Genomic DNA, 23,963 nt, shown 5'->3' with positions numbered 1-23,963 from the left:
ATTAAGTTTTTTTGCACAACAACCATTCATGGATTGAACCACGTCCCAAGCAGATTGTCAAAGTGAAAAGAGCCTTTGACAATCTACTTGGGACGTGGAGAAATAAACCCATGGCTGTTGTGCCAAAAAAATGTGAAGGGGGAAAGTGTTCTGTACCCCATGTTTTATGCTGCTATTCGGCACATTTTTTCGTATTCATCCGGTGTCAAATAACCAATGCTTCCATGAATTCGTTTGCGATTATACCAACCTTCGATGAATTGAAATAACGCAATTCTCGCTGTCTCAAAGCTTTCGTATTTGGTTAGATACACTTCTTCTTTTTTCAATATGGCATGAAAAGATTCAATACAAGCGTTGTCATATGGACATCCTTTTCGACTAAATGACGGAACCATTTCATGTTTTTTTAGTAGTTTTTGAAAGGCTTCACTTGTATATTGTGTTCCTAAATCTGTATGCACGATAAGACCAGGATCGGGCTTTTGATCTTGAATCGCATTCTGAAGTGCTTCCAGCACAATTTCTGTTGTCATGGTACGAGAGAATTTATATCCGACCACTTTTTTTGTATGTAAATCAAGAACGGACGCTAGATAACACCAACCATCACGAAGCGTATGGACATATGTAATATCAGCTACCCATTTTTCGTTGATTGTTGTTGTAGTGAAATCTTGATTTAATACATTTTCTCGTTCTTCTACGGGCTTTTGTGTTGGTGTTGGGCGGAATTTTTTACAATACATAATTGGATGCCTGCTTGTTTCATCAAACGTTGAACTCGATTGATACTGCCTGTATAGCCTTCTTTTTTAAGTATTTCAAAGATTTTAGGGGCCCCATAACGACCCTTACTTTCTTTATGGATTGCTCGAATTCGTTCAAGCAGTTGTTCGTTGGCGACATGATAGCTATTCGGCTTCTTGTGAAACGATTGATAATACGTACTTTTAGGCATCTTTAAAACACGACACATCATTTGGATTGGATGATGTTCGCTTTCTTTTGTAATCAAGTCAATCAGTTCTTGCTCATCTATTTTCTCGCGAATATGGTCATAGCCTTTTTTAAGATTTCGATCTCCTGTTTTAATCGAAGATTTTCCTTTTGAATGGCTTCTATATCAGCCAAAGTTAATTCCTGTTCACATTCAATTGGAGAGAGTTGCTTAATCCATTTATAAATCGTTACTTCTGAAACACCATATTCGCTAGAGAGTTGACTGACTGGAGTGCCTGAGCGATAAAGCTCAACTACTGTTTGTTTAAATTCTTGATTATACCGTTTTTGACTCATGATTCGGACACAACCTTTCGTTAGTTTAATATTAATGACTTAACCAAGTTGTGTCCATAAATCTATACTACATCTACTATACTTCAGAAAAACTATGATTTATGAAATTGATTCAACTTGCTTTTTAATAAAAGAATTATTAAATAAAGTTCTCTAACTTTAAATAAATAAATTAGTAGTAAATATAATATTACTCCAATAACTACCGAAATAATTAAAGCTATTGTTAAAATAATTTTACTACTAAGAATTTCAAATATAAGTAAAGTACTTAAGCCCATTAAGATTGAGGCAATGCTACACTTCAACAGTGTTACAATAATAGGTTTATAGTTTATTCTAACAATCTTTTTATTATAATTTATCGATAATAAAATAACCATAAATATTGCTGAAAGACTTGTTGATAAAGCAAGTCCACCAATCCCCAAATATTTTAATAAAATAAAATTTAAACAAATATTTAAGATCATCGAGTATACACTATTTATCAAAGGAGTTTTAGTATCAGTTATTGCATAGAAAGCACGTGATAATATCTCTCTAAAACCATATGCAGAAATCCCTATAGAATAATATAATAAAGCTTGAGAAGTCATATATATTGCGATTCTATCAAATGCACCTCTACCAAATAATACTTGTATTATTTGTTCAGAAAAAATTATCATTCCTACTGATAAAGGTACTGTAATAATAGTAACGATATTTAATGCCTCTTGCATTGAGCTGTTCAAACCCATCTTATCTTTTTTCAATGCCATTTTTGCCATTGTAGGATATAATACAGTTGCAATTGAACCCGCAAAGAGACTATTCATAAAAATATTTAATCGATTTGCATAATCAATAGAGGACATGGCTCCCGGTGCTATAGTGGAAGCTAATGTGCGATCAATTAGTACATTTATTTGATTTATATTCAAAGCAATAATTGCAGGAATTGCTATTACGAACATTTCCTTCAAATTTTTATCTTTTATATTAAAAGTAAATTTATATTTATATCCTTTTTTTATTATTGCAGGTAACCATAATAAAATTTGCGAAAATGCTGCTAATACACTTCCATAAGCTAAAACAACTAAACTGGTTTTTGTACTTATGAATATTACAATCATTGTTATAATATTCATTGGAAATCCAACTAAAACTGGTGTTGCAAAATCGCCTTTAATTTGTAGATATCCACTATAAATTGCAGTTAATACATAAAAGTATAACGTTATAAAACCTATTCTTGTAAAATCTACAGCTAATCTAAGTGTCTCACCTTCAAAGCCAATTGCAAAAATTTTTACTATTGGTTCAGTAAAAATTATTCCAATAACAATTATTAGAGTACAAAAAAACAATAATACATTGGTCAAATTATTTGTAAAACTAATAGCTTGAGTTTCATTAGTATTATCAGCGATTTTTGTAAAAGTTGGAATAAAACCTGTTGTAATTCCCATAGAAATAAAACTAAAAAAAAATGTTGGTATTGTTAATGATAATAAATAAGCATCACTAATATAAGAAGCACCGTAATAATAAGAAATTACAATATCTCTTATAAAACCTAATCCTTTGACAACTATCGTTAATATAATAATAAGAAATGCAGCTTTTTTCATAAATTACATATTTCCCTTCCTAATTCACTATCAACGATAGTCTTTTTTTACAACATCTAAATAAAATTGTTCCATATATCTAGCTACTGTCTTAATATCATAACCAGCATCTCTAATTTTTTGAATATTATTAAACCTCTTAATTTCTTTACTAATGTTTTCTAAAGCATCAACCCATTCTTTTGGATTGTCTATCGACTTAAAAGTAATTTGATTTGTAATCGAAATCTCATTTGTAACATTTGCTGAAATTAAACACGGTAAACCTGCTGTTTGCGCCTCAACTGCCACTATTGGAAAACCTTCAAATTTGGATGGTAAGGTAAATACATCCATTGCTTGATAGTAATCATTCACGTTTTTCTTAGCACCAGCAAAAATCACCTTATTAGTAAGATTTAAACTATTTACTTTAGCAATAATTTCGGTTTTCAACGGACCGTCACCAATTAATAATAATACTGCATTATCTTTTTTCTTTACAAATTCGTTAAAAACACTCACTAAAAAACTTTGATTTTTAACATCAATAAAAGTTCCAACATGCCCAATTACAAATTTATTTCTTAAACCTAACTCGTTTCTAATTTCCTCTCTTTTAAATTTGTTAAATTTAAATTTATCAATATCTATTGCATTCGGAATAACCTTATATGGTAAATCATTAAACATCCAATTCCCAGCGTTTTTTGAACATGCAAAATTATGTGTTGATAATTTATATAAATATTTTTTGTTTAGATTTTCAGTTAACCTTGCTATTCTGCCTAATGGAAAAATATATCCTGAACTGTGAGCATGAACAATTCTAACAGGAACACCACATAATTTCGCTACAATTAAATTATCTAAATCAGCAAGATTACTCTTATGAAAGTGAACAATTTTTATTTCTTTATGTGTTCTAAAAAAATGAAAAGGTAAATTTACAAAATGTTTTAAAACTTCTTTTCTCCTATGTATTATGGGATATACACGGCCTCCCATTTTAATTATTTCATCTTCGTAAGCTATCTTATTGTCACTTAAAGTCAAAAAATCAAATTGAACCTTAGAGCGATCTATTTGTCTATATATATTCATAACAAATGACTCCAATCCACCATGATTTGGAGTCATACCTACATGCAAAACTCTAACCTTTTCCATCAATCTCCCCCATTTTTACTAGTTTTAAATCTAAATCTATTTCCTTCAAGTAAATTGTAGATTACATAAGTAAAAAATAATAAAAAAATCAAGCAAACTATGTTTCCTAAAGTAACAGAAGCTGTTATAAAAGAAGTTGTTTCAGATCTAGCTATCATCATTAGATTTCTAATTAATAATAATGAAAAAAGCGATGTTATCGGACTCCTATAATACCATTTATAAAGAACAACAAATAGCACTCCTAATAAAAAACTTCCTATAGCTATACCTAAAAATCCAAAATCTACATAAAGTTCAGCTATATAACTTGATCCATAACCTCTACCTTGAAGGTATCCTGATGGTATAATGAAATATGAAATTCTATGTGAAAATAAATCACCATTTAAAGCTCTTTCTACAGTTTGTCCTGTATATACGGGAAAATCGAAAAATAATTGCGTAATAGTATTTTTTTTCAAAAATTCAGTTATTGTTCCAATACTATATAAAGTATTTTGATTAGGATATACTTCATTATACAATACACTATGTGCTAATGTACTCAATGTAACTCCTTGTTTGTAAAAAAATTCTAATATTAGATTACTAAAGGTTTGAGTTGTTGTTTCTAAACCTAAACGTTTATAGTTTACAATATTTAATACAACGGCTAAAGTAGGCATTGCTATTATAGTTACTATTATTTCTTTTTTACCCAACCATCTTTTTACACTATCACGATTTCTAAGAGCAAAGTATATCAAAATAATAATAATGTTTAAAACAAATCCAAATCTTTTTCCTGTTCCAAGTGAAAATACACCTTCAATTAGAAATAATAAAATAGGTATTGCTGCTTCCTTTTTTGTAGGTCTTAAAATTAAAAAAGCAATCAGCGGCAAAATATACATTTCTGATAATTTGATAACAAAAATCGGTAAATTAGAAGTAAACGAATTATATAATTCGAAATAACCCGATTGTTCTACAAACGAGATGCTTTCTTTTAAATATAAAAATCTAAAAACTAATAAAAAATAGAAAGTATATTTACTTATTACTTTAAAATAAATCCAAAAAGGCGTATTAATTTTCTTTTGGTCAAACGAAATTAAAATTTTATTATTTAATAATCTTTTCTCCATAAAAAGATTACCTAAATATAAAAAGAACATGCTAATATAAATCCCTATAAAGGTATTAATTATCACTTCTATATCAGATATTCCTGTTCCATAATAACCTTTTTCACTATACTGGTAGTTAAACAAATCTGAAATAAACGGTCTACCTAAAACAAAAATCAATAAAGTAAAATTAAATGAAAAGAAAATTACTCTTTCGGAAAATTTTTCTATAGCAAACCAAAAATTTTGAATTAAAAGCATTAAAACTGAAACAATTATAGAATTAATATCTTTTGTTAAAATTCCCATTATAAATACTAATATCGATCCAAAAAATAAGATGTTTCTTAATGTAGTTAACAATTTTTTCCACCTACTAATGAGATTTAACACTTAGAAAATTTTTTAATATATTTAACTTAAATCAATTGTTACCTTTTTAAATTAAATAACGTTTCACATTCGGTATTATTCGCTAATTCTTCTGCAAAATCGGTATACAGCTTTTTTGCACTACATCTTTCATACCATATTTCAATTGAGTTACGACACATATCACGATAATTATCTTCTGATGTTTTTTTTATATTAATTAGGGAATTTACAATTTGTTCAATTGTACAGTCCCTTGGTAATAAGTATCCATTCTTTCCATTTTCTACTATTTCCCTAGTCCCTCCTACATCAGTTGCTATTATTGGTAATCCAATAGACATTGCTTCCATAATTGAAACTGGTACTCCTTCGGAAAATGAAGTATTAACAAAAACAGTAGATGGATTATTTTTATACCATACCAATACTTCACTATTATTTATGTATCCAGTAAATTCATAATTTTTTTTATCTAATTTAGTTGAAGCTAATTTTTTAATATTTTCAAATTCTGGTCCATTACCAATATGTGTCCACTTGTAATCAATTTTTCTTTCTTCTAAAACTTGTAAAGCTTTAATCAACAAATCAATACGCTTTAGTTTTCTTACTGTTGAACAACTAACAATATATAATTTATCATTACTATGTTTTTTTTCTATTTCTATCTCCTTAGTACCAAGCCTTCTTATTTCTACTTTATGCCCATATTTAGGGTACTTCTTTTTTAAAAATTCCACACCATTTTGAGAAACAGGAAATACATTATCTAAATAATTCAACAAAAATTCTCTTTCAGGTAAAAATTTTATCATATTAACATGTTCGTTGATATCATATCCATGTGCCCTCGATATTGTATAAATATATCTATCTTTAAAATAGTTTTGTTTAAGTTCTACAGCAACTCTTGCAGTAATATAAAACCAATAACTATATATTGATATAGAATCATATTGATTTAAATTATATTTTTCTAATTCAATTTTAATTTTATTATAAACTTCCATAGAACGACATTCAAAGTAGTAAGAATACAGTTTCGGTAATATCTTACCTTTTGCGTCTTGGTTTATCATTATTTTCTTTTCATAATTTTTTCGAATTTTCTTATATTGTCTTAAGACCATTTTAATTTTTCCTACTAAATCATGCTTTACTCCTAACGAAATAACCTGTACGTTTTCTGGTACATTTCTAGTCTGTTTCATCTCATTAGAGACCATTGTAGATATAACAAAAATTTTTTTAAATTTTTCAGCCAAATATTCAATCTCCGTTTCTAAATACTCCTCACCCTTGTGAAAAGGATAATAATTTGTTAATAATAACAAACAATTATTCATTATATTCCCCTTTTTCTTTATTATTTAGATCATTGCGGTAAATATTTTTTGATTTTATTACAGATAATATGGTTAATAGTATTATTTTTAAATCTAAAATTAAAGAAACATTCTCTACATAGTATAAATCATTTTTTATCCTTTGTTCCATTGTTGATTGATTTCTTAAAAGTGCCTGATTGTATCCAGTAATACCAGGTTTCACTTCAAATTTTCTAAAATATTCTTTTGGATATAAATCCTTATTTCCTAATGGACTGGGTCTTGGTCCCACTAAACTCATATCACCTTTTAAAACATTTAATAATTGTGGTATTTCATCAATACTTGTTTTTCTTAAAAATTTTCCTACCCTTGTCACTCTCGGATCATTTTCCGAATTAAATGTACTACCATCTGCGTTTCTTATATCTGGAGCATTCACCTTCATAGAACGAAATTTATACATTTTAAATTCTTTCATATTTTTTCCGATTCTAGAAGCATTATAAAAAATAGGACCCCCATCATCAATTTTAATTGCAATTGCAACAGGTATCATCACAATTAAGAAAATTGGAAGTCCTAATAAAGAACAAAATAAATCTAAAAACCGCTTAATACCATAACGGTACATCATCTAACCCCCACATTAATGAATAGATTTCTTTCAATGCTTCTTCAAAAGTGTAATCCGAAGAAAAATTCAGCTCTTTTCTTGCCTTACTGCTATCCATATATGAGGACTTAATAGTTTCTTCTGCATCAGAATTCTTAATTAATAAATTTTTATCATTTCCAAATATAGCATTTATTTTTTCAGCAACTTCATAGTTAGTAAATGCATCACCACTGCCAATATTAAAAGTTCCAGAAACAGTACTATGCTTTAGTGCACAAATAATTGCCTTTGCTGCATCTTTTGCATATAAGAATTCTCTCTTTGCTACACTTTTTGTATTTATTACAAGTTGTTCTTTATGAAAAGCCTGTCTTAGAAATCTATTAATCATATAGTTATTCTTTTCGTTAAAACCGAATAAATGAGCAAATCTCAAATTTTTAATACAAAGTCCTTTTTTCTCGCTGTATAAATTTCCTATATATTCATTTGCCAATTTACTAATTCCATACATTAGACTTGGTGAAGGTAAATCTTTTTCTGTCCATGGCAATGATTTGGCATCTGAATAAACAGATATAGATGATGCAAAAACGATATTTGTAATATTATTTTCAAAACATGATTCATACAAATTTTGTGTTAAAATCTCATTGTTATGAAATTCAGATATATTTCCCTGACTTCCTCTCTTAGCTGCAAGATGTACTACAGCATCAACATCATGTAACTTTTGAATTAAATCATTTATGGTATAATCTGTCTTTCTATATTCAACATCATTTTCATTTTCTAAGTCTTTTCTAGTTAAGATTATTGACGTATGATTAAGATCTTTTATAGCATTAATTACATATCTTCCTAAAAATCCTGAACCACCGGTTATAGCAATCTTCATTTATAAAAGCCCCTTTTTTTCTCAATTTGTTTTATAAATAAAATAACCTATTTTATCAAATTTTCCATTTACTGGTCGGATATTTTCGCCCTGTTTATAATATTTAAAAGAGGATAAAGAATTATTTAATTCAGTTTGATACTGAGTATAATCAGCATTAGTATTTGGTTGTTGGCATATAAACTCCAATAAATATCCATCATTAAATTCTCTGAATATATTTTCTAATTCTGTAATATCATTTTTTAATAAGTGTTCAAAAGTAAGTTTTAATAAGTTGACCCCAGTATAATATTTTAATAGCTTCCACATATGACAACCATCAAGACGAGGAGTAATTTCAATAATATATGGGTTATCTTGTTCCAGTTTTATTTGAGAATAAACAGGACCATTTATAATTCCTAGTTTTTGACAAGCGGATTCAATTATATCTGTTATTTCTTCTCTTATTTCTGAATTTAGATTTTTTGAAGGGACTACATGTTTATGAATCAATCCAGTATATTCGGGCCAAGTTTCTCGATCCGATGGAATTAAAAATACTACTTTTCCATTAATTAAATAACCATTTATAGATAATTCAGGTCCAGAAATATATTTCTCTAAAATCACTAAACCAGACCGTGAATATTTTTTTGCTAACCTATAGCTTTCCAAGTACTCTGAAGAATTGTTAATTAATTTAACACCTCTTTGACCTTGAGAATCAGCAGGTTTCAAAATAAATGGATAATCTAAATTTACAATATCCTCTTCATTTTTTATTATTTGAAAATCAACATTTCCTTTAAATCCTTTTCCTAAAGTAGTACGCATTAAATCTTTATTATTACAAATATGAGCAGTTTCTTTTGAGACAAAGTGCGGTAAACCTAGTTTCTCACTTATATAGCAAGCCACCGGTATGGCCAAGTCAGACCCCACTGAATATACGACTGAAATTTCATTATCTTTTATATACTTAATAATTTCTTCAACATCTAAAATATTTATTTCTACGAATTGGTCTGCTACATCTGCTCCAGGTCCATCCTTTGCCATAGCACATGCATGCGTATCATAACCCATTTTTTTTAGTTCTAAAATAGCATCCATTTGTACCGCAGCGACACCTAAAATTAATACCTTTTCTTTCATAATTAATTATTTTCTCCCTCCAAAACACTCTAATGATTTTTTTAAATTTAAACAAATATATTCTAAATCCTCGTCACTTAGTAAAGTATGAAGAGGGAGCGAAATTTCATTTTTATACATATTAAAAGCATTTAAATAGTCCTTAGTTATGAAACCTAAATTTTTATAGGCGGTTAACATCGGTAATGGCTTATAATGAACATTACAAGCAATTCCTACATCAGCCATTTTAACAATAATTTCATTTCTTTCCTCTTCACTAATACCTGGTATCCTAGTTAAATAAAGATGTCCAGATGAGGAAAAGTCGGTTCCATAATGTTGCAGAGTTTGAATGCCTAATGGCAATAGTTCACGATCATACGTTTCGATAATCTCTCTACGTCTTTTTAATAGGGAGTTATATCTTTCTAACTGTACTAAACCAATACTTGCCATAATATCGGTCATATTGCATTTATATCCTGGATAAACTATGTCGTACTCCCATGCACCTTTTTGCGTTTTGGCAAGTGCATCTTTTGATTGGCCATGTAAACTGTACAACATAAATTGTTGATATAACCACGCGTCATCTAATCCAATATCGTTACGCCACACAACAGCACCACCTTCTGCTGTTGTTAAATTCTTTACTGCATGGAAAGAGAAAGTCGTGAAATCAGCAACTTGTCCACATTTCAATCCTTTTCTTTCAGCACCAAATGCATGAGCGGCATCGGACATTACAATTACTCTATTAAATACTTGTTGAATTTCGTTATTTGGTTTAAACAACTTTTTCTTACTTTCTACTATTTCAAAAATAGTGTCGTAATCACACATTTTCCCTGCCAAATCGACTGGGATAATAACCTTCGTTTTTTCTGTAATGGCATCAGCCAGTTTTTCGTAATCCATTTCAAACGAATCAGGAGCAGTATCAACTAAAACAATCTTCGCACCAACATGCTCTATCACAGAGGCAGATGCTGTATAGGTATAAGCCGAAGTAATAACTTCATCTCCTGGACCTACACCTAAAATTCGCAGAGTGAGCTCCATAGCTGCAGTAGCTGAATTTAAGCAAACTGCTTTGTTAGTTCCTACATATTCAACTATTCTTCTTTCAAACTCTTTTGTTTTTGGACCTGTTGTAATCCAACCAGATTTTAAAGTTTTTATTACTTCTTCAATTTCAGCATCTGTTAAATCCGGTGGAGAAAAAGGGATATTTCTAATTTCATTCTCAATCATTTTATTAGTCTCTCCTATAAGAATATATTGTTATTTAAACACCTATTTAGTTGAACAAAAAATAGCTAAACACCTCTTATTTCTAAAATTGAACTTGACAATGTGTATATTGAATCTTTTTATATCTTTATTAAAAGTGAGAATTATATAGCAGGTATAGTTGATTTTTCAAACATTCCTTTATGTTCATATCCAATTTCTTCATCGAAAATATCCCATTTTTTATTTGCCACATCAATCGTAATTCGTTTGATCTCGTCAGGATTTTTCAATGTTTTTAATTGCCCCAATAGCATCATCAACTGATGATGTTCCATGCAGTGGGCTTTGCCGACATGGATTTTCGGGTAGATGGATGCTTCCTGGATTTCTTCCGGATTGAGCAACTCTTCATACATTTTTTCACCCGGACGAATGCCAGTGAATTCAATTTTGATTTCATCTTCCATGAATCCGGACAGGTGGATGAGATTTCGCGCCAAGTCCACAATTTTCACCGGTTCCCCCATATCCAACACGAACACTTCTCCGCCTTTTGCCAGCGCGCCGGCCTGGAGTACAAGCCGCGATGCTTCCGGAATGGTCATGAAGTATCTTGTCATGTCCGGATGTGTCACCGTGACCGGTCCACCTTTGGCAATTTGCGCCTTGAACCGAGGCACCACACTACCTCTGGAACCTAGTACATTCCCGAAACGTACCGCTGCAAAATTGGTGTTGCTCCGTTTTGCCAAGTCCTGGACCACCATTTCAGCGATGCGTTTCGACGCTCCCATCACATTTGTCGGGTTGACGGCTTTATCCGTCGAAATCATGACAAAGTTTTTCACGCCATATTCGTGGGCGGCATCCGCCACATTTTTTGTACCAAAAATATTGTTTTCAACCGCTTCGGTCGGATTGTATTCCATCAACGGCACATGTTTATGGGCCGCCGCATGGTATATCACATCCGGTTTATATTGTTTGACGATTTCAAACATCCGTCTGCGATCCCGGATATCCGCAATCACCGGGATTAATTCGGTTTGACTGTTTCCATGTTTTTCTTTTAACTCCATCAAGATGGTGTAGATGGAGTTCTCCCCATGGCCTAACAATATCAATTTTTTCGGATTGAAATTCATCACTTGCCGGCAAATTTCAGAACCAATGGAGCCCCCAGCGCCTGTAATCAGGATGGTTTTATTCGTCAATTTTTTCGAAATGGCATTCATGTCGAGTTTGACTTCATCCCGTCCGAGCAAATCCTCGATGTTCACTTCTTTCATATCACTGACGGATACTTTCCCCGTCATGACATCTTCAATATTCGGCATGATTTTGACCTTGGCGTTGGTTTGCGCGCAACGGTCATAGATGCTTTTGATGCCAAAACGTCCTAAGGATGGAATGGCGATAAAAATCTCCTCGATATTGTATTTTTTTACAATTTCGGGTATATCGCGGGTTGTGCCTTTCACTGTGACGTCCAGGATTTTTAAATGTTGTTTTTTCGGATCGTCATCCACAATCGCAACTGGCCGATATTCCGGATTCGGGGACTGTTTCAAGTTACGTATGAGCATCGCGCCACCTTGTCCCGCCCCCACAATTAAAACCCGTTTCAAATTGTCCGCTCTTCTGAAAGACTCCCGATCATTGAGCATTCGGACAAGAAAACGGGATCCGCCGATTAGAATGATATGCAGCATCCATGTCACCATCATCACCCGGAAATAAACATCATGGTTGATGATGTATTGCATGAAGCTGGCGGTCAGTACGGAAATGGTCACCGCAACGCAAATGATGAGGAGTTCCCGGACCGAAGCCACACTCCACATCCGGTCATATAAATGGAAAAAGTAAGCCGCAATGTGGTGACTGATCAAAAGCGTTATGGCACTGAGTAAGATTAATTTGTTGTCATAGACATTCAGTGTCGGATGTAGCAGCCAATAGCTGATAAAGATTGCTGATAGGACAATGCATGAATCGATGGTGAAAAATAGGAGATAACGCTTTTGATAGCTCATAAAAAGTCAACCTTCTTTCTACTAAATTTCAAAGGTGTCGATTGCGAGAAATTCTTAGAGGTCTTTGATATGTATAACCGAGCATTTCAAGTGTTTTAATAGGATATCTTATGCTATTAGTAAACCGTTTGAACATGCACCCGATGTTCGCTCATAAAATGTGAATTCAGTTGATTAATTCATTCTATTATTTATTTCAGCCGGTTTCCCTTGTTAATTATTTGTGTAACCGTTATTAATCGGAGGTGCCCAGTTTTGATATTTGTGTTCGGGCGGAGGATTGGGTGTGATGTCGAAAAGCTGGTGTCATCATTGAACGGACTTCTGAATACGGCTTTGTTTATATGAAATCAATGCTCATCATGTTGATCCACAATGATGAGCAGCGTTTTGTATTTTTATTTACCATTTTGAAAACTTTGAAACTTCTTTTTCGTTATAAAAGTTAGGTGGGGTTCGAGTGTTTTCATTGAACAAAGGTAAATGTTTTTTGTGGCCGAACCCTCAACGGCGTAGCGATTTTAAATGAGGCTTGTCCGCTGAACCAGTGATTCGTACTGATCGTTCAAAAACCCATCGATTTCGACAAATCCCATCACATGAATAGCCTCTATCGACAACCCGCTGAGCGGCGAATGTTACTACCGTAAGAACACTGGAAATATTAAACGAAGAATATTCTGTCTACTCGAAATATTAGAACTATATATGAGTTTTGAATAAAATTTCCATATCGTTAAAACGAAACTTTCTATACAATATTATATTATATTACATATTTCTCTTGTATCAATCGCACTATTTTCTTAGTTGTTTTCAGTAAAAAGTCCAGGAATTTCGCACTAATCGTTCAAGATTCAACAAAAAAAAGAGAACCATTTCCCTTTGTGAATGTTTCATTCACCTCCAATGTTTCTCTTTACTTGACATTATACAACACGTTTTATCAGAAATCTACCAATATTTTCATAAAAATTATGATTCAGGTGCGTTTCCGGGTGAAAATCAAAAATTGTTTAAATGAACCACCTACGTTTTTCCTAATATATAAGAGTATATTAGACTACAATACTCTTACTGATTATTATTATTTTAATAAATACATCCAGATAAAAAATTACTATTTTTGTATAGAGTGGTTGGTCATAACGAACAAGCCAAAGCTGGGAATCCTCTGTTTCTCCTTTTCAAATTATGCCCCAAGTGATCAATTGATCGATTCCTTTTATTCTCTTTGATCTCAAAGCAGCCTTATCAAAATTTTCGAAATGCTCGAGTGAATTTTTTCTAATCTTTCTTTCTCTTCTCTGAATCCCCATTGATGCGGTTGAGTCTTTCCATCTTTATCAAATACAAAAGCGAATTTAATTAAATTTGCTTTTCCCTGCTACCGGAAAATTATTCTGTTTTTACGGTTAAAAACCTTTCCTACTGAAAACCCGAAATATAGGAGATAAATAAAAAGACTCTATAATATTTGGTGTTGGTGAGTAAAAACCAGCACCAATTTTTTTACACAAAAAAATGAGACATGTGACAAACTCTGGTAAAATGTAATCGACCAAAACCACATTTACAAGGAGTAATGTCACATGTCTCATCATTATTCTATACGTAATTTATTAAATATTAAAGACAATAATATCACATTTGATGAAAATTTTTGTTCTACCGAAACGATCAAAAAAGTAAAAGCGAAAGTCTTTCATGGGACGTTAACGTATCAACCAAAAGCTTGTTATGCTTGTGGACATGTCTTCGATGATCAAATCATTAAACACGGTTTTAAAACGTCTCTCATTAAAATGCCTAGCATTTCAGGTTTTCATACCTACTTAAAATTGCGTAAACAGCGTTATTTCTGTAAACATTGTCATTCCACGTTTACTTGAAAAACGAACGTCGTGGCTAAAAACTGTTGTATTTCCAACAATACTAAAGTATCGATTGCTTTAAACGCCAAAGATAAAATATCCGAAAAAGATATTGCGATGAAACATAATGTTTCTCATGCCACTGTCAGTCGAGTCATTGACAGCTTTTATAGCTACTATCAACCAAATGTTCACTACCTTCCAAAGCACCTGTGTTTTGATGAGTTTAGATCAGTGAAATCCGCAGCTGGAGCGATGTCCTTTATTTTCTGCGACTCTGAAACGGGGGAGATTGTGGATATCGTGGAGGACCGGAGATTACATGTCCTCAAAGAGTATTTCTTACGGTATTCCAAGAAGGCGAGAGATGCGGTAAAAACGATTGTCATCGATATGTACAGCCCTTATATTTCCTTAATCCAAGAAGTTTTCCCTAAAGCGGAAATCGTACTCGACAAATTCCATATCCTCCAACTATTTAGCAGAGCTTTAAACAAAACGCGCATCAACGTCATGAATCGGGATAAAAAGAATTACAATAAATTGAAAACATACTGGAAGCTCCTTCTGAAAGATCAAACAAAACTTGATTATAATATCATCATTGCTTTAAAAAGCATATGTGTGAGGTGGAGATTCTCCACTATCTCATTGATTTAGATTCTGAATTAAAAGCGTCCTATGAGTTATACCAATACGTTCGCCATTGCATCAAAATCAAAGACTTTGAGCTCTTGAAGAAAACCCAGCTATATGAAAACCGCCATCAAGACAATCAACAACTACATCAATTACGTCGAGAATACGCTAAAGTACGATTATAATAACGGCATTTTAGAGGGGATTCATAACAAAATCAAAGTGATTAAACGCATTTCTTTCGGTTATCGATCCTTTTATCACTTTAGAAACCGAATATTCATTACCCAAAACTTAGCGAAAATAAAAACAGCTTAGGGGAACCTCGAATTTCCCCTAAGCCATCCGATTACACATCACCAAATAATGTCACTAACATTTATTCACCAACACCATTTGACAAAGAACCTTTTTTCTAAAAAAGAGCCTGACTTTTTATCAGACTCTATCTAGCAACTACTGCTCGATTAATTTTTCAAATTCTATCCATTCTTTTCCTTTTTTGATGCTCTTATATTTCTTTGCATCAATTTTTTCAGCGACATTATTAAAGATTTTTGCCATTTCTACTTCATCTATTTCTCTTCCTTTTTCTGTCTCTACTTTTATCCTTTTCCATTCTGATTTCAAAATTACCTGTCCTATAAAAATGATAATTTGCATATTACTCATATACGTATTAAATACCGATTGATCCCTCTTATCCAAAGTATCTATAATCTTTAAAATATATTGATTTAACTTTATCGAAAAAAATTCAGTTGGATTCAATAAAAATTCAATATCAGCTTTTATTGCTGCTAATCGAGTTACTTTTTCTTTGTATTCACTATCTGTAATTTTAACTCTCTGTGATATATCAGAATCAGTCAGCATACCTAAATCTGTACAAATAGAGATAAATTCCACAAATTTATCTCTTAGCTTATTTATCCACTCAATCCTTTGCATACTTATAGCATCAATAAAACGTCTTTTCTCTAATGTTTCTATGTTTTTTTCGCTTATTTCCCTTGAAACCTTTTCATTACGCTTCGCCATTATAACCGTAACAAGCAGATTTATTAGGGTAACAAAAAGCCCAACTATACCAGAAATTATTGCTACTTGGGCCTGAACACTAAAATTCGTTAAAAACTTCATTAGACTTCTCTCCTCTAATTATAACCCCATAATTTTTTCTTTGATTTACTTCTATTACTCCCATTTAAGAATCTGACAATTCCACATTTTAAAAAATTCATCTTCATTTAAAATTGAGTCATATACAGGAAAAAGAAAATCTCGAATTTTCTCCATGACGAAGGGAAACTGTAGATCTTCTTTTATACCCGTTCTTTGCAAAAATGCCTTCCACTGTTTGTTTCGGCTCTCATCTTCTGCAAAAGAAGGTGAAAACACAGGATGTCCTTTTTCTAAATGCGTCCCACGTCTTTGAAATGTTTCAAATATCGCTTCCCATAAAACACGCCCATCAAAGTTTTCAGTAGATAAAAGCGTAAAAATATCATAGAAATCCTTCATTCTACTATTGACAACAGATAGTGAAATCATCGCCTCAAATTTTTCAGCTATTACTGAATAAGTTGAGTAGACTCGAATTTCCGGGGGCTTCATATTTAATAAAGTAGGATACTGCATCTCTTGTGGTTTTGGGATCACGACATCACCAAACCCAATATCCAGTTGCAATTGCTTTTTTATTTTGCCAAGTGCTGCCGGAATTTTAATACGAATCCCTTCATAATCAGCACCCTCTTTAATTCGTTCAGCCGTAATGCCCTTTACATCAAATTCGACTCCATCTTCTTCAGCGGTTAACGTACAAATGGACTCAAACGCAGCTTTGATATATTGAATATCATTCGAAATTTGTTTGGCTAAAAAGTCAATATCTTTTGTTGGTCTAGATTTAAATTGTGTTAAGGAAAATAAAACGAGACCGCCTTTTAGAACAAATTTATCCCGATAATTAGAAATGGAAAGTCGATATAGTAACCTTTCTTGAAAATACAACAATAAAATTAAATCAAAGGTTTTTCCGCTTTGTTTGGCAATATTCTTTAGTCTTTCACCAACTGAAGCAGATATATTTTTAACATTTCCCATTATAAAAGCACCTCTAAGTATTTTAATAAAACGGTCTTGATGCGCATTTTCTCAGCACATTCCACCAATTTATTTATATTTTTTTCAGGACTTTGTAAATAATTTCGCAAACCTTCTTTCATTAAATCGATTCCTATTTTTTCTCTGTATCGAATAATATCACAAATCGTTTTTTCACGATTATAAATGCTTATTTTATGGCCACCTACCTCCACTTCTTCAATTCCATATTCAAACTGTTTTTTTGAAAAGTAGAAAATTTTAATCGGTGGATAATCAGGCAAACTGGGTTTCCTTGATTTTCTTTCAATAGCAATTTGGTACTCCCACGGGTTATAAGTTGTTAACTCATAAAAAGACAACGCCGACAAAAGACAAAGAACACCATTCGGGACAACTTTTGATACTTCAACCACTTCTTCATTTTGATCATTTTCAAATTCAGCATAACGGTAAAGTCCACGTTTGATCCTAATTATTTCTCCATTTTGTTCGAACTTTCGAATATAATATTTGCTCACTCCTTCTCTAGTTAAGTCTTCTGTCGTCGCAAATCCCTTTTGGCGAACAAAAATATCTTTTATTATCTTGCTTACTTCTTTATTCATGTTATCACCACTCTTTTTCACCTAAAGGTCGGCATTTATCATTAATTGCAAACGTTTAATAAACTTCATTCTCCATTATATTTATAATATCCCTTTTTTATTTTAACGTATACACTTATAATTTTATGCCGATACTTAGTAAAATTTCTATCACTATATTTATCAATAATTGTAATAAATTGGTTATTGAAACTGTGACATCCCGTAATATCGAGAACTACGTCGTACTTATTCCTCCTAAAAAAGCTGTTCCTTGGAGAATTTTCTCTCCAAGGAACAGTTTCGATAATCCCTTTCTGAAAGAGAAAGGATCATGTCAAGTCAGATATGTTTCTATTTTCGCTAGGCATTCATCAATGATTTTATCTATTTCTTCAATTTGTGCATCTTCTGGATTATACTTCTTTAAAATTTTTAGATTACGAGCTTTCCAATCGAATGATTTAATTTGATCAGTTAAAACTACCCCTGTTATTGGATAGCCATCGCCATCAGGGGATATTCCTTCTTTTGGTAAATCCACTTCGAAGGGATAACCCTTCTTTTGATTGGTAATCGGACAAACAGCTATAAATCCTGTTGCTTGATTGAATTCTTTAGGCGATAAAACAATAGCATTTCTTCTCCCAGCCTGCTCATGACCAGCTTGTGAATTGAAGTTTAAAACAACGAAATCGCCTCTCTCTGGTACGTCTGCTGGCATTAAATCAATTCACGCCCTTCTATCCCGAAATCAATTTCCTCGTGTCGATTTTCAGGTGTAATCTGTGATATTAATTCTTCCAGTGTGTATTTCGTCCGTGTTCTTTTTGGCTTCAATGTGATGATACCTTCATTTCCAATCACATTTAATTCCATTTCGGAACCTTGTTTAATCCCTATTTTATCAGCAATATCTTTTGGGATACGAATGCCCAAACTGTTTCCCCATTTTTGAGCAACAACTGTAGACATGTAGTCCCCTCCTTTACTTTGGTTTATTTTGCTTTCTAAATGTTCCTTTGAGTTCATTATATCAACCCAACCCAAAATGTATATACATAGTATATACATGCTTCCGAAAAATGATACCCCTGATTTTTCCACCAACAAATATTCTCGTCGCAAAGGCGATCATTTGAATCGATTAATTAAAAATGCATTTTTCAGACTCAAAAGCATATATCAACAAGTATAGTTACAAACGTTGAACTGCGAAATGGTACCGTCAAGAATTTTGTGTAATGTAAGATAGTAGGGTATCTTTGAAATGAATTTGGAATGAATAGGGAACTAGTTTCCTCCACACAGGAGACTGAATATTCAGTCTCCTGTGTGGAAAGGGAGAATCCCCCTATTTTGTTTGTTTACTTTTCTTTTTCGCTCTAAGACAATTTATGAATCATTGCCATCCTTCCTTTTGGAAACACGACCTGATGATTCTCATCAAACGTCAATGGTTCGTTTACTTGGAAAATAAAGAATGCCTCTCCTTTTTGCATGGTTTCTTTAAAATCTTTATAACGTACTTTAAAGATTGCATTCACTTCATCCAGAGATAAAGCGTCGATCACAGCAAATTCTTCATCTTTCTCCTTTGTTCTTCGTACGACATAATAACGACTCATGAAAATCCCTCCATATTAAAATTGTTGATAAATAAAAAAACATCGGCAAGAATGCCAACGACTGTTTTTCGTCATACATCCTTACCGATGATTTTTAACCTATTCTTCGAACCCAAAAGGCCATCGTTTATTCAATTGTTAAAGCAAAAGTAAATAAAAAGAATTGTACACTATTATTCTAACGGATATTTTTTCCGGTTTTAACCTAATCTGCATATATTCCAATGCAAAAGAGCGCAGTCATTCTTTATTTGTTACAATAGATAAAAAAAACATTGTATTGAAATGGGATTGACTTTTGTGCAACAGGGATCAACGGAACAATCAAGAGAACGATGGACACAGGCAACATCCTTCCCCGTTCCCATCCCCTTATCATTGAGCAAGAAAACAAGCATATTTTCCATTCGTCCATTGACTCGACCATGCCAGCGGGAGAAAGGGGATTGCCGCTTCAAGAGACAAACCGAACCAAATCCATATAAGAAGGACGTGAAAAAACATGGATGATCACAAAGAATGTTGCCCTTATTACGGAGCCAATCTACAGGGAGACCCAATTCCGAAAGAACTGCAGCACCATTGGCTCTATAATATTTGGTGTTGGTGGATACAACCAGCATCATTTTTTACACAAAAAATGAGACAGTGACAAAACTCTGGTAAAATGTAATCGCCAAAACACATTTTCCAAAGGAGTTGTGTCACATGTCTCACCATCATTCTATACGAAACCTACTCAATATAAAAGACAAAAATATCACATTTGATGAAAATTTTTGTTCTACCGAAACGATCAAAAAAGTAAAAGCGAAAGTCTTTCATGGGACGTTAACGTATCAACCAAAAGCTTGTTATGCTTGTGGACATGTCTTTGATGATCAAATCATTAAACACGGTTTAAACGTCTCTCATTAAAATGCCTAGCATTTCAGGTTTTCATACCTACTTAAAATTGCGGAAACAGCGTTATTTCTGTAAACATTGTCATTCCACGTTTACTTTAAAAACGAGCGTCGTGGCTAAAAACTGTTGTATTTCCAACAATACCAAAGTATCGATTGCTTTAAACGCCAAAGATAAAATATCCGAAAAAGATATTGCGATGAAACATAATGTTTCTCATGCAACTGTCAGTCGTGTCATTGACAGCTTTTATAGCTACTATCAACCAAATGTTCACTACCTTCCAAAGCATTTGTGTTTTGATGAGTTTAAATCAGTGAAATCCGCAGCTGGAGCGATGTCCTTTATTTTCTGCGACTCTGAAACGGGGGAGATTGTGGATATCGTGGAGGACCGAAGATTACATGTCCTCAAAGAGTATTTCTTACGGTATTCCAAAAAGGCGAGAGATGCGGTAAAAACGATTGTCATCGATATGTACAGCCCTTATATTTTCCTTAATCCAAGAAGTTTTCCCTAAAGCGGAAAACATACTCGACAAATTCCATATCCTCCAACTATTTAGCAGAGCTTTAAACAAAACGCGCATCAACGTCATGAATCGGGATAAAAAGAATTACAATAAATTGAAAAAATACTGGAAGCTCCTTCTGAAAGATCAAACAAAACTTGATTATAAGAACTATACATATCATCGTTGCTTTAAAAAGCATATGTGTGAGGTGGAGATTCTCCACTATCTCATTGATTTAGATTCTGAATTAAAAGCGTCCTATGAGTTATACCAATACGTTCGACATTGCATCAAAACCAAAGACTTTGAGCTCCTAAAGAAAACATTAGAGAATAAACAAAATATTGTTTCCAGCTATATGGAAACCGCCATCAAGACAATCAACAAATACATCAATTACGTCGAGAATACGCTAAAGTACGATTATAATAACGGCATTTTAGAGGGGATTCATAACAAAATCAAAGTGATTAAACGCATTTCTTTCGGTTATCGATCCTTCTATCACTTTAGAAACCGAATATTCATTACCCAAAACTTAGCGAAAATAAAAACAGCTTAGGGGAACCTCGAATTTCCCCTAAGCCATCCGATTATATATTACCAAATAATGTCACTAAAATTTATTCACCAACACCATTTGACAAAGAACCTAAAAATATACTAGGGTCATTGTAACATAAATATAATTAAATTCACTAGAGTAATATTGGTAATATTTTGTTAAATGTTTGGGATGGACTAAAAACTTAACGACTTTGACGACTTTCAAATCTCCAAGCATCTCTACACATATCAACAATATTTCGTTTAGCTTTCCAGCCTAATTCTTTTTCGGCCTTCGAAGCGTCTGCGTAACAAACCGCAATATCTCCTGGTCTACGTTCCACTATTTCATATGGCACTTTTATTCCATTTGCCTCTTCAAAAGCATGAACTAACTCTAACACACTAGTTCCTTTCCCAGTGCCCAAATTGTAAATATGTACACCTTTTGAAAGATGCTTATACGCTGCTACATGCCCTTCTGCCAGATCCATGACATGGATATAATCTCTCACACCTGTACCGTCCGGTGTAGGATAGTCATTGCCGAATACTCTTAACTTTTCTAAATCTCCTTTTGCCACTTTTGTAATATATGGCATCAAGTTATTTGGAATGCCATTTGGATCTTCTCCGATTAATCCACTCTCATGGGCACCAACTGGGTTAAAATATCTTAAAATCGAAACAGAAAAGATTGGATTTGCCTTTGCCACATCCATTAAAATCCTTTCACTCATAGCTTTTGTTTCGCCATAAGGGTTCGTTGTCGGCAATAGCTCCATTTCCTCTTTAAAAGGCACTTTATTTTCACCATAAACGGTTGCAGAAGAGCTGAATACAAATTTATTCACATTATATTTTTTACATACTTTCGCTAAAATCATTGTACTTACTACGTTATTTAAATAGTATTTTAACGGTTCTGCAACAGATTCTCCAACCGCCTTATATCCTGCAAAATGAATAACCCCTTCTATATCATGTTTTAAAAAAATTTGTTCCAAGGCTTCTTCATCAGTCACATCAACATTGTAAAAAATAAAATTGTCATTTAATTTTCGAAGATTTTCTAACACTGGAGGCTTACTGTTTGAAAAATTATCTACTATAATCAATGAATAGCCTTGTTCCATTAAAGCCACACATGTATGCGATCCGATATATCCGGCTCCACCTGTTACTAAAATTTTCATCATTTTTCAACCTCATCTATTTATCAAAATTGCCCATCAAACTAGTAAAATAATAGCATTAGTAAACAGAATAAACTAAATTTTAATTATATACAATAACTCCACTAATTTGAATTCATTGAAAAGGTTTATTAATATATTTTTTCTTACATATTCTATATTTTTTAACTCTTTATTGCTAAATGGAATAGTGAGTTTAATGTCAAGTCTTTCATGCTTTGTGTTATGATTATGAGTGTATTTATTAAGAAGGAGAGAGTTTGTTTGAAAAAAATTCGAAAAGCCATCATCCCAGCGGCAGGTTTAGGAACACGGTTTTTACCTGTAACAAAAGCCATGCCAAAAGAAATGTTACCAATTGTAGATAAACCAACCATTCAATATATTGTCGAAGAAGCGATTGCTTCTGGAATTGAAGATATTATCATCGTTACCGGTAAAGGAAAACGAGCGATTGAAGACCATTTTGACCACGCCTTTGAACTGGAGGCAAATTTAATCGAAAAAGAGAAATTCGATCTATTGGTGAAAGTCCGTGTATCATCGGATATTGATATTCACTATATCCGTCAAAAACAACCTCTTGGACTTGGACATGCTATTTGGTGTGCTCGTAACTTTATAGGAAATGAGCCTTTTGCTGTCTTGCTTGGAGATGATGTAGTTCAAAGTGAAACACCATGCTTAAAACAATTGATTAATCAATACAATAGCACTTTTTCCAGTGTCATTGGTGTAATGGAAGTGCCGGATAGCGAAGTCCATCGTTATGGTGTCATCGATCCAATCTCAACAGACACTCCTTTAATGCAAGTATCAAAGTTTATTGAAAAGCCATCCAAAGAAGAAGCCCCTTCCAATTTTGCGATTATTGGAAGATATATTTTAACTCCTGAAATTTTCTGTTTTTTAGAACAAAAGAAAGCGGGAAAAGGTGGAGAAATTCAATTAACAGATGCCATTGAAGAATTGAATACAATCCAACGAGTATTTGCTTTTAGATTTGAAGGGAAACGCTATGATGTCGGTAATCAAATGGGCTTCATTGAAACGACGATTGATTTTGCTTTAAATCGTGATGACTTACGGGAAGATGTAAAAAAATTTATTTTAGAAAAAGCAAAACAATTATCTGAACAATGATTCATTATGGAGGAATTTTCAATCGTCT

Annotated in this window: 23 protein-coding genes and 1 pseudogene; 7 read left to right on the top strand and 17 right to left on the bottom strand. The window is 32.6% G+C overall.

Annotation, left to right across the window (positions count from 1 at the left end; translation table 11 throughout):
• Window positions 1–164: 164 nt before the first annotated feature.
• The 10 genes and pseudogenes from UtA1_RS06095 to UtA1_RS06050 all read right to left on the bottom strand — a co-directional run bounded on the left by UtA1_RS06095 (window position 165) and on the right by UtA1_RS06050 (window position 12,793).
• Window positions 165–1,299 (bottom strand): annotated as a pseudogene (locus UtA1_RS06095) (IS3 family transposase).
• 92 nt (window positions 1,300–1,391) lie between these two features.
• On the bottom strand, window positions 1,392–2,918 hold the full coding sequence (murJ, locus tag UtA1_RS06090) for a murein biosynthesis integral membrane protein MurJ (RefSeq protein ID WP_096550381.1): 1,527 nt from the start codon (window positions 2,916–2,918) through the stop codon (window positions 1,392–1,394).
• Between the two features lie 30 nt (window positions 2,919–2,948).
• Window positions 2,949–4,067 carry a glycosyltransferase family 1 protein gene (locus tag UtA1_RS06085; RefSeq protein WP_096550380.1) on the bottom strand — a complete coding sequence of 373 codons (1,119 nt, stop codon included), beginning with the start codon at window positions 4,065–4,067 and terminating at the stop codon, window positions 2,949–2,951.
• Window positions 4,067–5,542: an O-antigen polysaccharide polymerase Wzy family protein gene (locus UtA1_RS06080; protein ID WP_096550379.1), complete on the bottom strand. Its 1,476-nt coding sequence runs from the start codon at window positions 5,540–5,542 to the stop codon at window positions 4,067–4,069. The genes UtA1_RS06085 and UtA1_RS06080 overlap by 1 nt, the downstream gene beginning before the upstream one ends.
• Window positions 5,543–5,610: 68 nt before the next feature.
• Window positions 5,611–6,900 carry a glycosyltransferase gene (locus tag UtA1_RS06075; RefSeq protein ID WP_096550378.1) on the bottom strand — a complete coding sequence of 430 codons (1,290 nt, stop codon included), beginning with the start codon at window positions 6,898–6,900 and terminating at the stop codon, window positions 5,611–5,613.
• Window positions 6,893–7,516: a sugar transferase gene (locus UtA1_RS06070; RefSeq protein ID WP_096550377.1), complete on the bottom strand. Its 624-nt coding sequence runs from the start codon at window positions 7,514–7,516 to the stop codon at window positions 6,893–6,895. The genes UtA1_RS06075 and UtA1_RS06070 overlap by 8 nt, the downstream gene beginning before the upstream one ends.
• Entirely contained in the window at window positions 7,497–8,399 is a 903-nt protein-coding gene (locus tag UtA1_RS06065; RefSeq protein WP_096550376.1) for an NAD-dependent epimerase/dehydratase family protein, read from the bottom strand. The genes UtA1_RS06070 and UtA1_RS06065 overlap by 20 nt, the downstream gene beginning before the upstream one ends.
• Window positions 8,400–8,420: 21 nt before the next feature.
• Window positions 8,421–9,539: an ATP-grasp domain-containing protein gene (locus UtA1_RS06060; RefSeq protein ID WP_096550375.1), complete on the bottom strand. Its 1,119-nt coding sequence runs from the start codon at window positions 9,537–9,539 to the stop codon at window positions 8,421–8,423.
• 6 nt (window positions 9,540–9,545) lie between these two features.
• Window positions 9,546–10,775, bottom strand: coding sequence for a DegT/DnrJ/EryC1/StrS family aminotransferase (locus UtA1_RS06055; RefSeq protein ID WP_096550374.1), 1,230 nt, complete (start codon window positions 10,773–10,775; stop codon window positions 9,546–9,548).
• Window positions 10,776–10,918: 143 nt separating this feature from the next.
• Complete coding sequence (locus UtA1_RS06050; RefSeq protein WP_096550373.1) at window positions 10,919–12,793, bottom strand: polysaccharide biosynthesis protein; 1,875 nt, start codon at window positions 12,791–12,793, stop codon at window positions 10,919–10,921.
• Between the two features lie 1,592 nt (window positions 12,794–14,385).
• Between UtA1_RS06050 and UtA1_RS17470 the strand changes: the two genes are divergently transcribed.
• The 3 genes from UtA1_RS17470 (at window position 14,386) to UtA1_RS17460 (ending at window position 15,624) form a co-directional block, all read left to right on the top strand.
• The gene (locus UtA1_RS17470) at window positions 14,386–14,685 is read left to right on the top strand and encodes a transposase family protein (protein WP_197722753.1); all 300 of its coding nucleotides are present in this window, start codon (window positions 14,386–14,388) and stop codon (window positions 14,683–14,685) included.
• Window positions 14,686–14,697: 12 nt separating this feature from the next.
• Window positions 14,698–15,327, top strand: a complete 630-nt coding sequence (locus UtA1_RS17465) for a transposase (protein ID WP_197722752.1) — start codon at window positions 14,698–14,700, stop codon at window positions 15,325–15,327.
• 93 nt (window positions 15,328–15,420) lie between these two features.
• The gene (locus UtA1_RS17460; RefSeq protein ID WP_197722751.1) at window positions 15,421–15,624 is read left to right on the top strand and encodes a transposase; all 204 of its coding nucleotides are present in this window, start codon (window positions 15,421–15,423) and stop codon (window positions 15,622–15,624) included.
• A 138-nt stretch (window positions 15,625–15,762) separates the two neighbouring features.
• Here the strand turns inward: UtA1_RS17460 and UtA1_RS06040 are convergent, their stop codons facing one another.
• The 6 genes from UtA1_RS06040 to UtA1_RS06015 all read right to left on the bottom strand — a co-directional run bounded on the left by UtA1_RS06040 (window position 15,763) and on the right by UtA1_RS06015 (window position 19,630).
• Window positions 15,763–16,449, bottom strand: coding sequence for a hypothetical protein (locus UtA1_RS06040; protein WP_096550372.1), 687 nt, complete (start codon window positions 16,447–16,449; stop codon window positions 15,763–15,765).
• Window positions 16,450–16,503: 54 nt separating this feature from the next.
• Window positions 16,504–17,415 (bottom strand): nucleotidyl transferase AbiEii/AbiGii toxin family protein, encoded by a 912-nt coding sequence (locus tag UtA1_RS06035; RefSeq protein ID WP_096550371.1) that lies wholly within the window; start codon window positions 17,413–17,415, stop codon window positions 16,504–16,506.
• Window positions 17,415–18,023, bottom strand: a complete 609-nt coding sequence (locus tag UtA1_RS06030; protein ID WP_096550370.1) for a type IV toxin-antitoxin system AbiEi family antitoxin domain-containing protein — start codon at window positions 18,021–18,023, stop codon at window positions 17,415–17,417. The genes UtA1_RS06035 and UtA1_RS06030 overlap by 1 nt, the downstream gene beginning before the upstream one ends.
• Window positions 18,024–18,339: 316 nt before the next feature.
• The gene (locus UtA1_RS06025; RefSeq protein ID WP_096550369.1) at window positions 18,340–18,726 is read right to left on the bottom strand and encodes a type II toxin-antitoxin system PemK/MazF family toxin; all 387 of its coding nucleotides are present in this window, start codon (window positions 18,724–18,726) and stop codon (window positions 18,340–18,342) included.
• Window positions 18,726–19,034, bottom strand: a complete 309-nt coding sequence (locus tag UtA1_RS06020) for an AbrB/MazE/SpoVT family DNA-binding domain-containing protein (RefSeq protein WP_096552427.1) — start codon at window positions 19,032–19,034, stop codon at window positions 18,726–18,728. Before UtA1_RS06020 ends, UtA1_RS06025 begins: the two co-directional genes overlap by 1 nt.
• A 353-nt stretch (window positions 19,035–19,387) precedes the next feature.
• Window positions 19,388–19,630, bottom strand: coding sequence for a hypothetical protein (locus tag UtA1_RS06015; RefSeq protein WP_096550368.1), 243 nt, complete (start codon window positions 19,628–19,630; stop codon window positions 19,388–19,390).
• A gap of 708 nt (window positions 19,631–20,338) precedes the next feature.
• On the opposite strand from UtA1_RS06015, the gene UtA1_RS17455 reads away from it, so the two are divergent.
• From UtA1_RS17455 to UtA1_RS17445, 3 genes are read left to right on the top strand one after another with little or no spacing between them, the layout of a single operon-like run.
• Window positions 20,339–20,548 carry a hypothetical protein gene (locus tag UtA1_RS17455; protein ID WP_197722750.1) on the top strand — a complete coding sequence of 70 codons (210 nt, stop codon included), beginning with the start codon at window positions 20,339–20,341 and terminating at the stop codon, window positions 20,546–20,548.
• A 1-nt stretch (window position 20,549) separates the two neighbouring features.
• A complete protein-coding gene (locus tag UtA1_RS17450) occupies window positions 20,550–21,056 on the top strand; it encodes a transposase (RefSeq protein ID WP_197722761.1) in 507 nt (168 codons plus the stop codon).
• On the top strand, window positions 21,001–21,612 hold the full coding sequence (locus UtA1_RS17445; RefSeq protein WP_197722749.1) for a transposase: 612 nt from the start codon (window positions 21,001–21,003) through the stop codon (window positions 21,610–21,612). The genes UtA1_RS17450 and UtA1_RS17445 overlap by 56 nt, the downstream gene beginning before the upstream one ends.
• 187 nt (window positions 21,613–21,799) lie before the next feature.
• Here UtA1_RS17445 and galE read toward each other — a convergent pair whose 3' ends face one another.
• Window positions 21,800–22,792, bottom strand: a complete 993-nt coding sequence (gene galE / locus UtA1_RS06005; RefSeq protein ID WP_096552425.1) for a UDP-glucose 4-epimerase GalE — start codon at window positions 22,790–22,792, stop codon at window positions 21,800–21,802.
• A 264-nt stretch (window positions 22,793–23,056) separates the two neighbouring features.
• Here galE and galU point away from each other — a divergent pair, with 264 nt between their 5' ends.
• A complete protein-coding gene (galU, locus tag UtA1_RS06000) occupies window positions 23,057–23,935 on the top strand; it encodes a UTP--glucose-1-phosphate uridylyltransferase GalU (RefSeq protein WP_096550367.1) in 879 nt (292 codons plus the stop codon).
• Window positions 23,936–23,963 lie beyond the last annotated feature (28 nt).

Source organism: Ureibacillus thermosphaericus (assembly GCF_002370195.2).
Lineage (GTDB): Bacteria > Bacillota > Bacilli > Bacillales_A > Planococcaceae > Ureibacillus > Ureibacillus thermosphaericus.
This window is presented reverse-complemented; position numbering and strand designations above follow the sequence as displayed.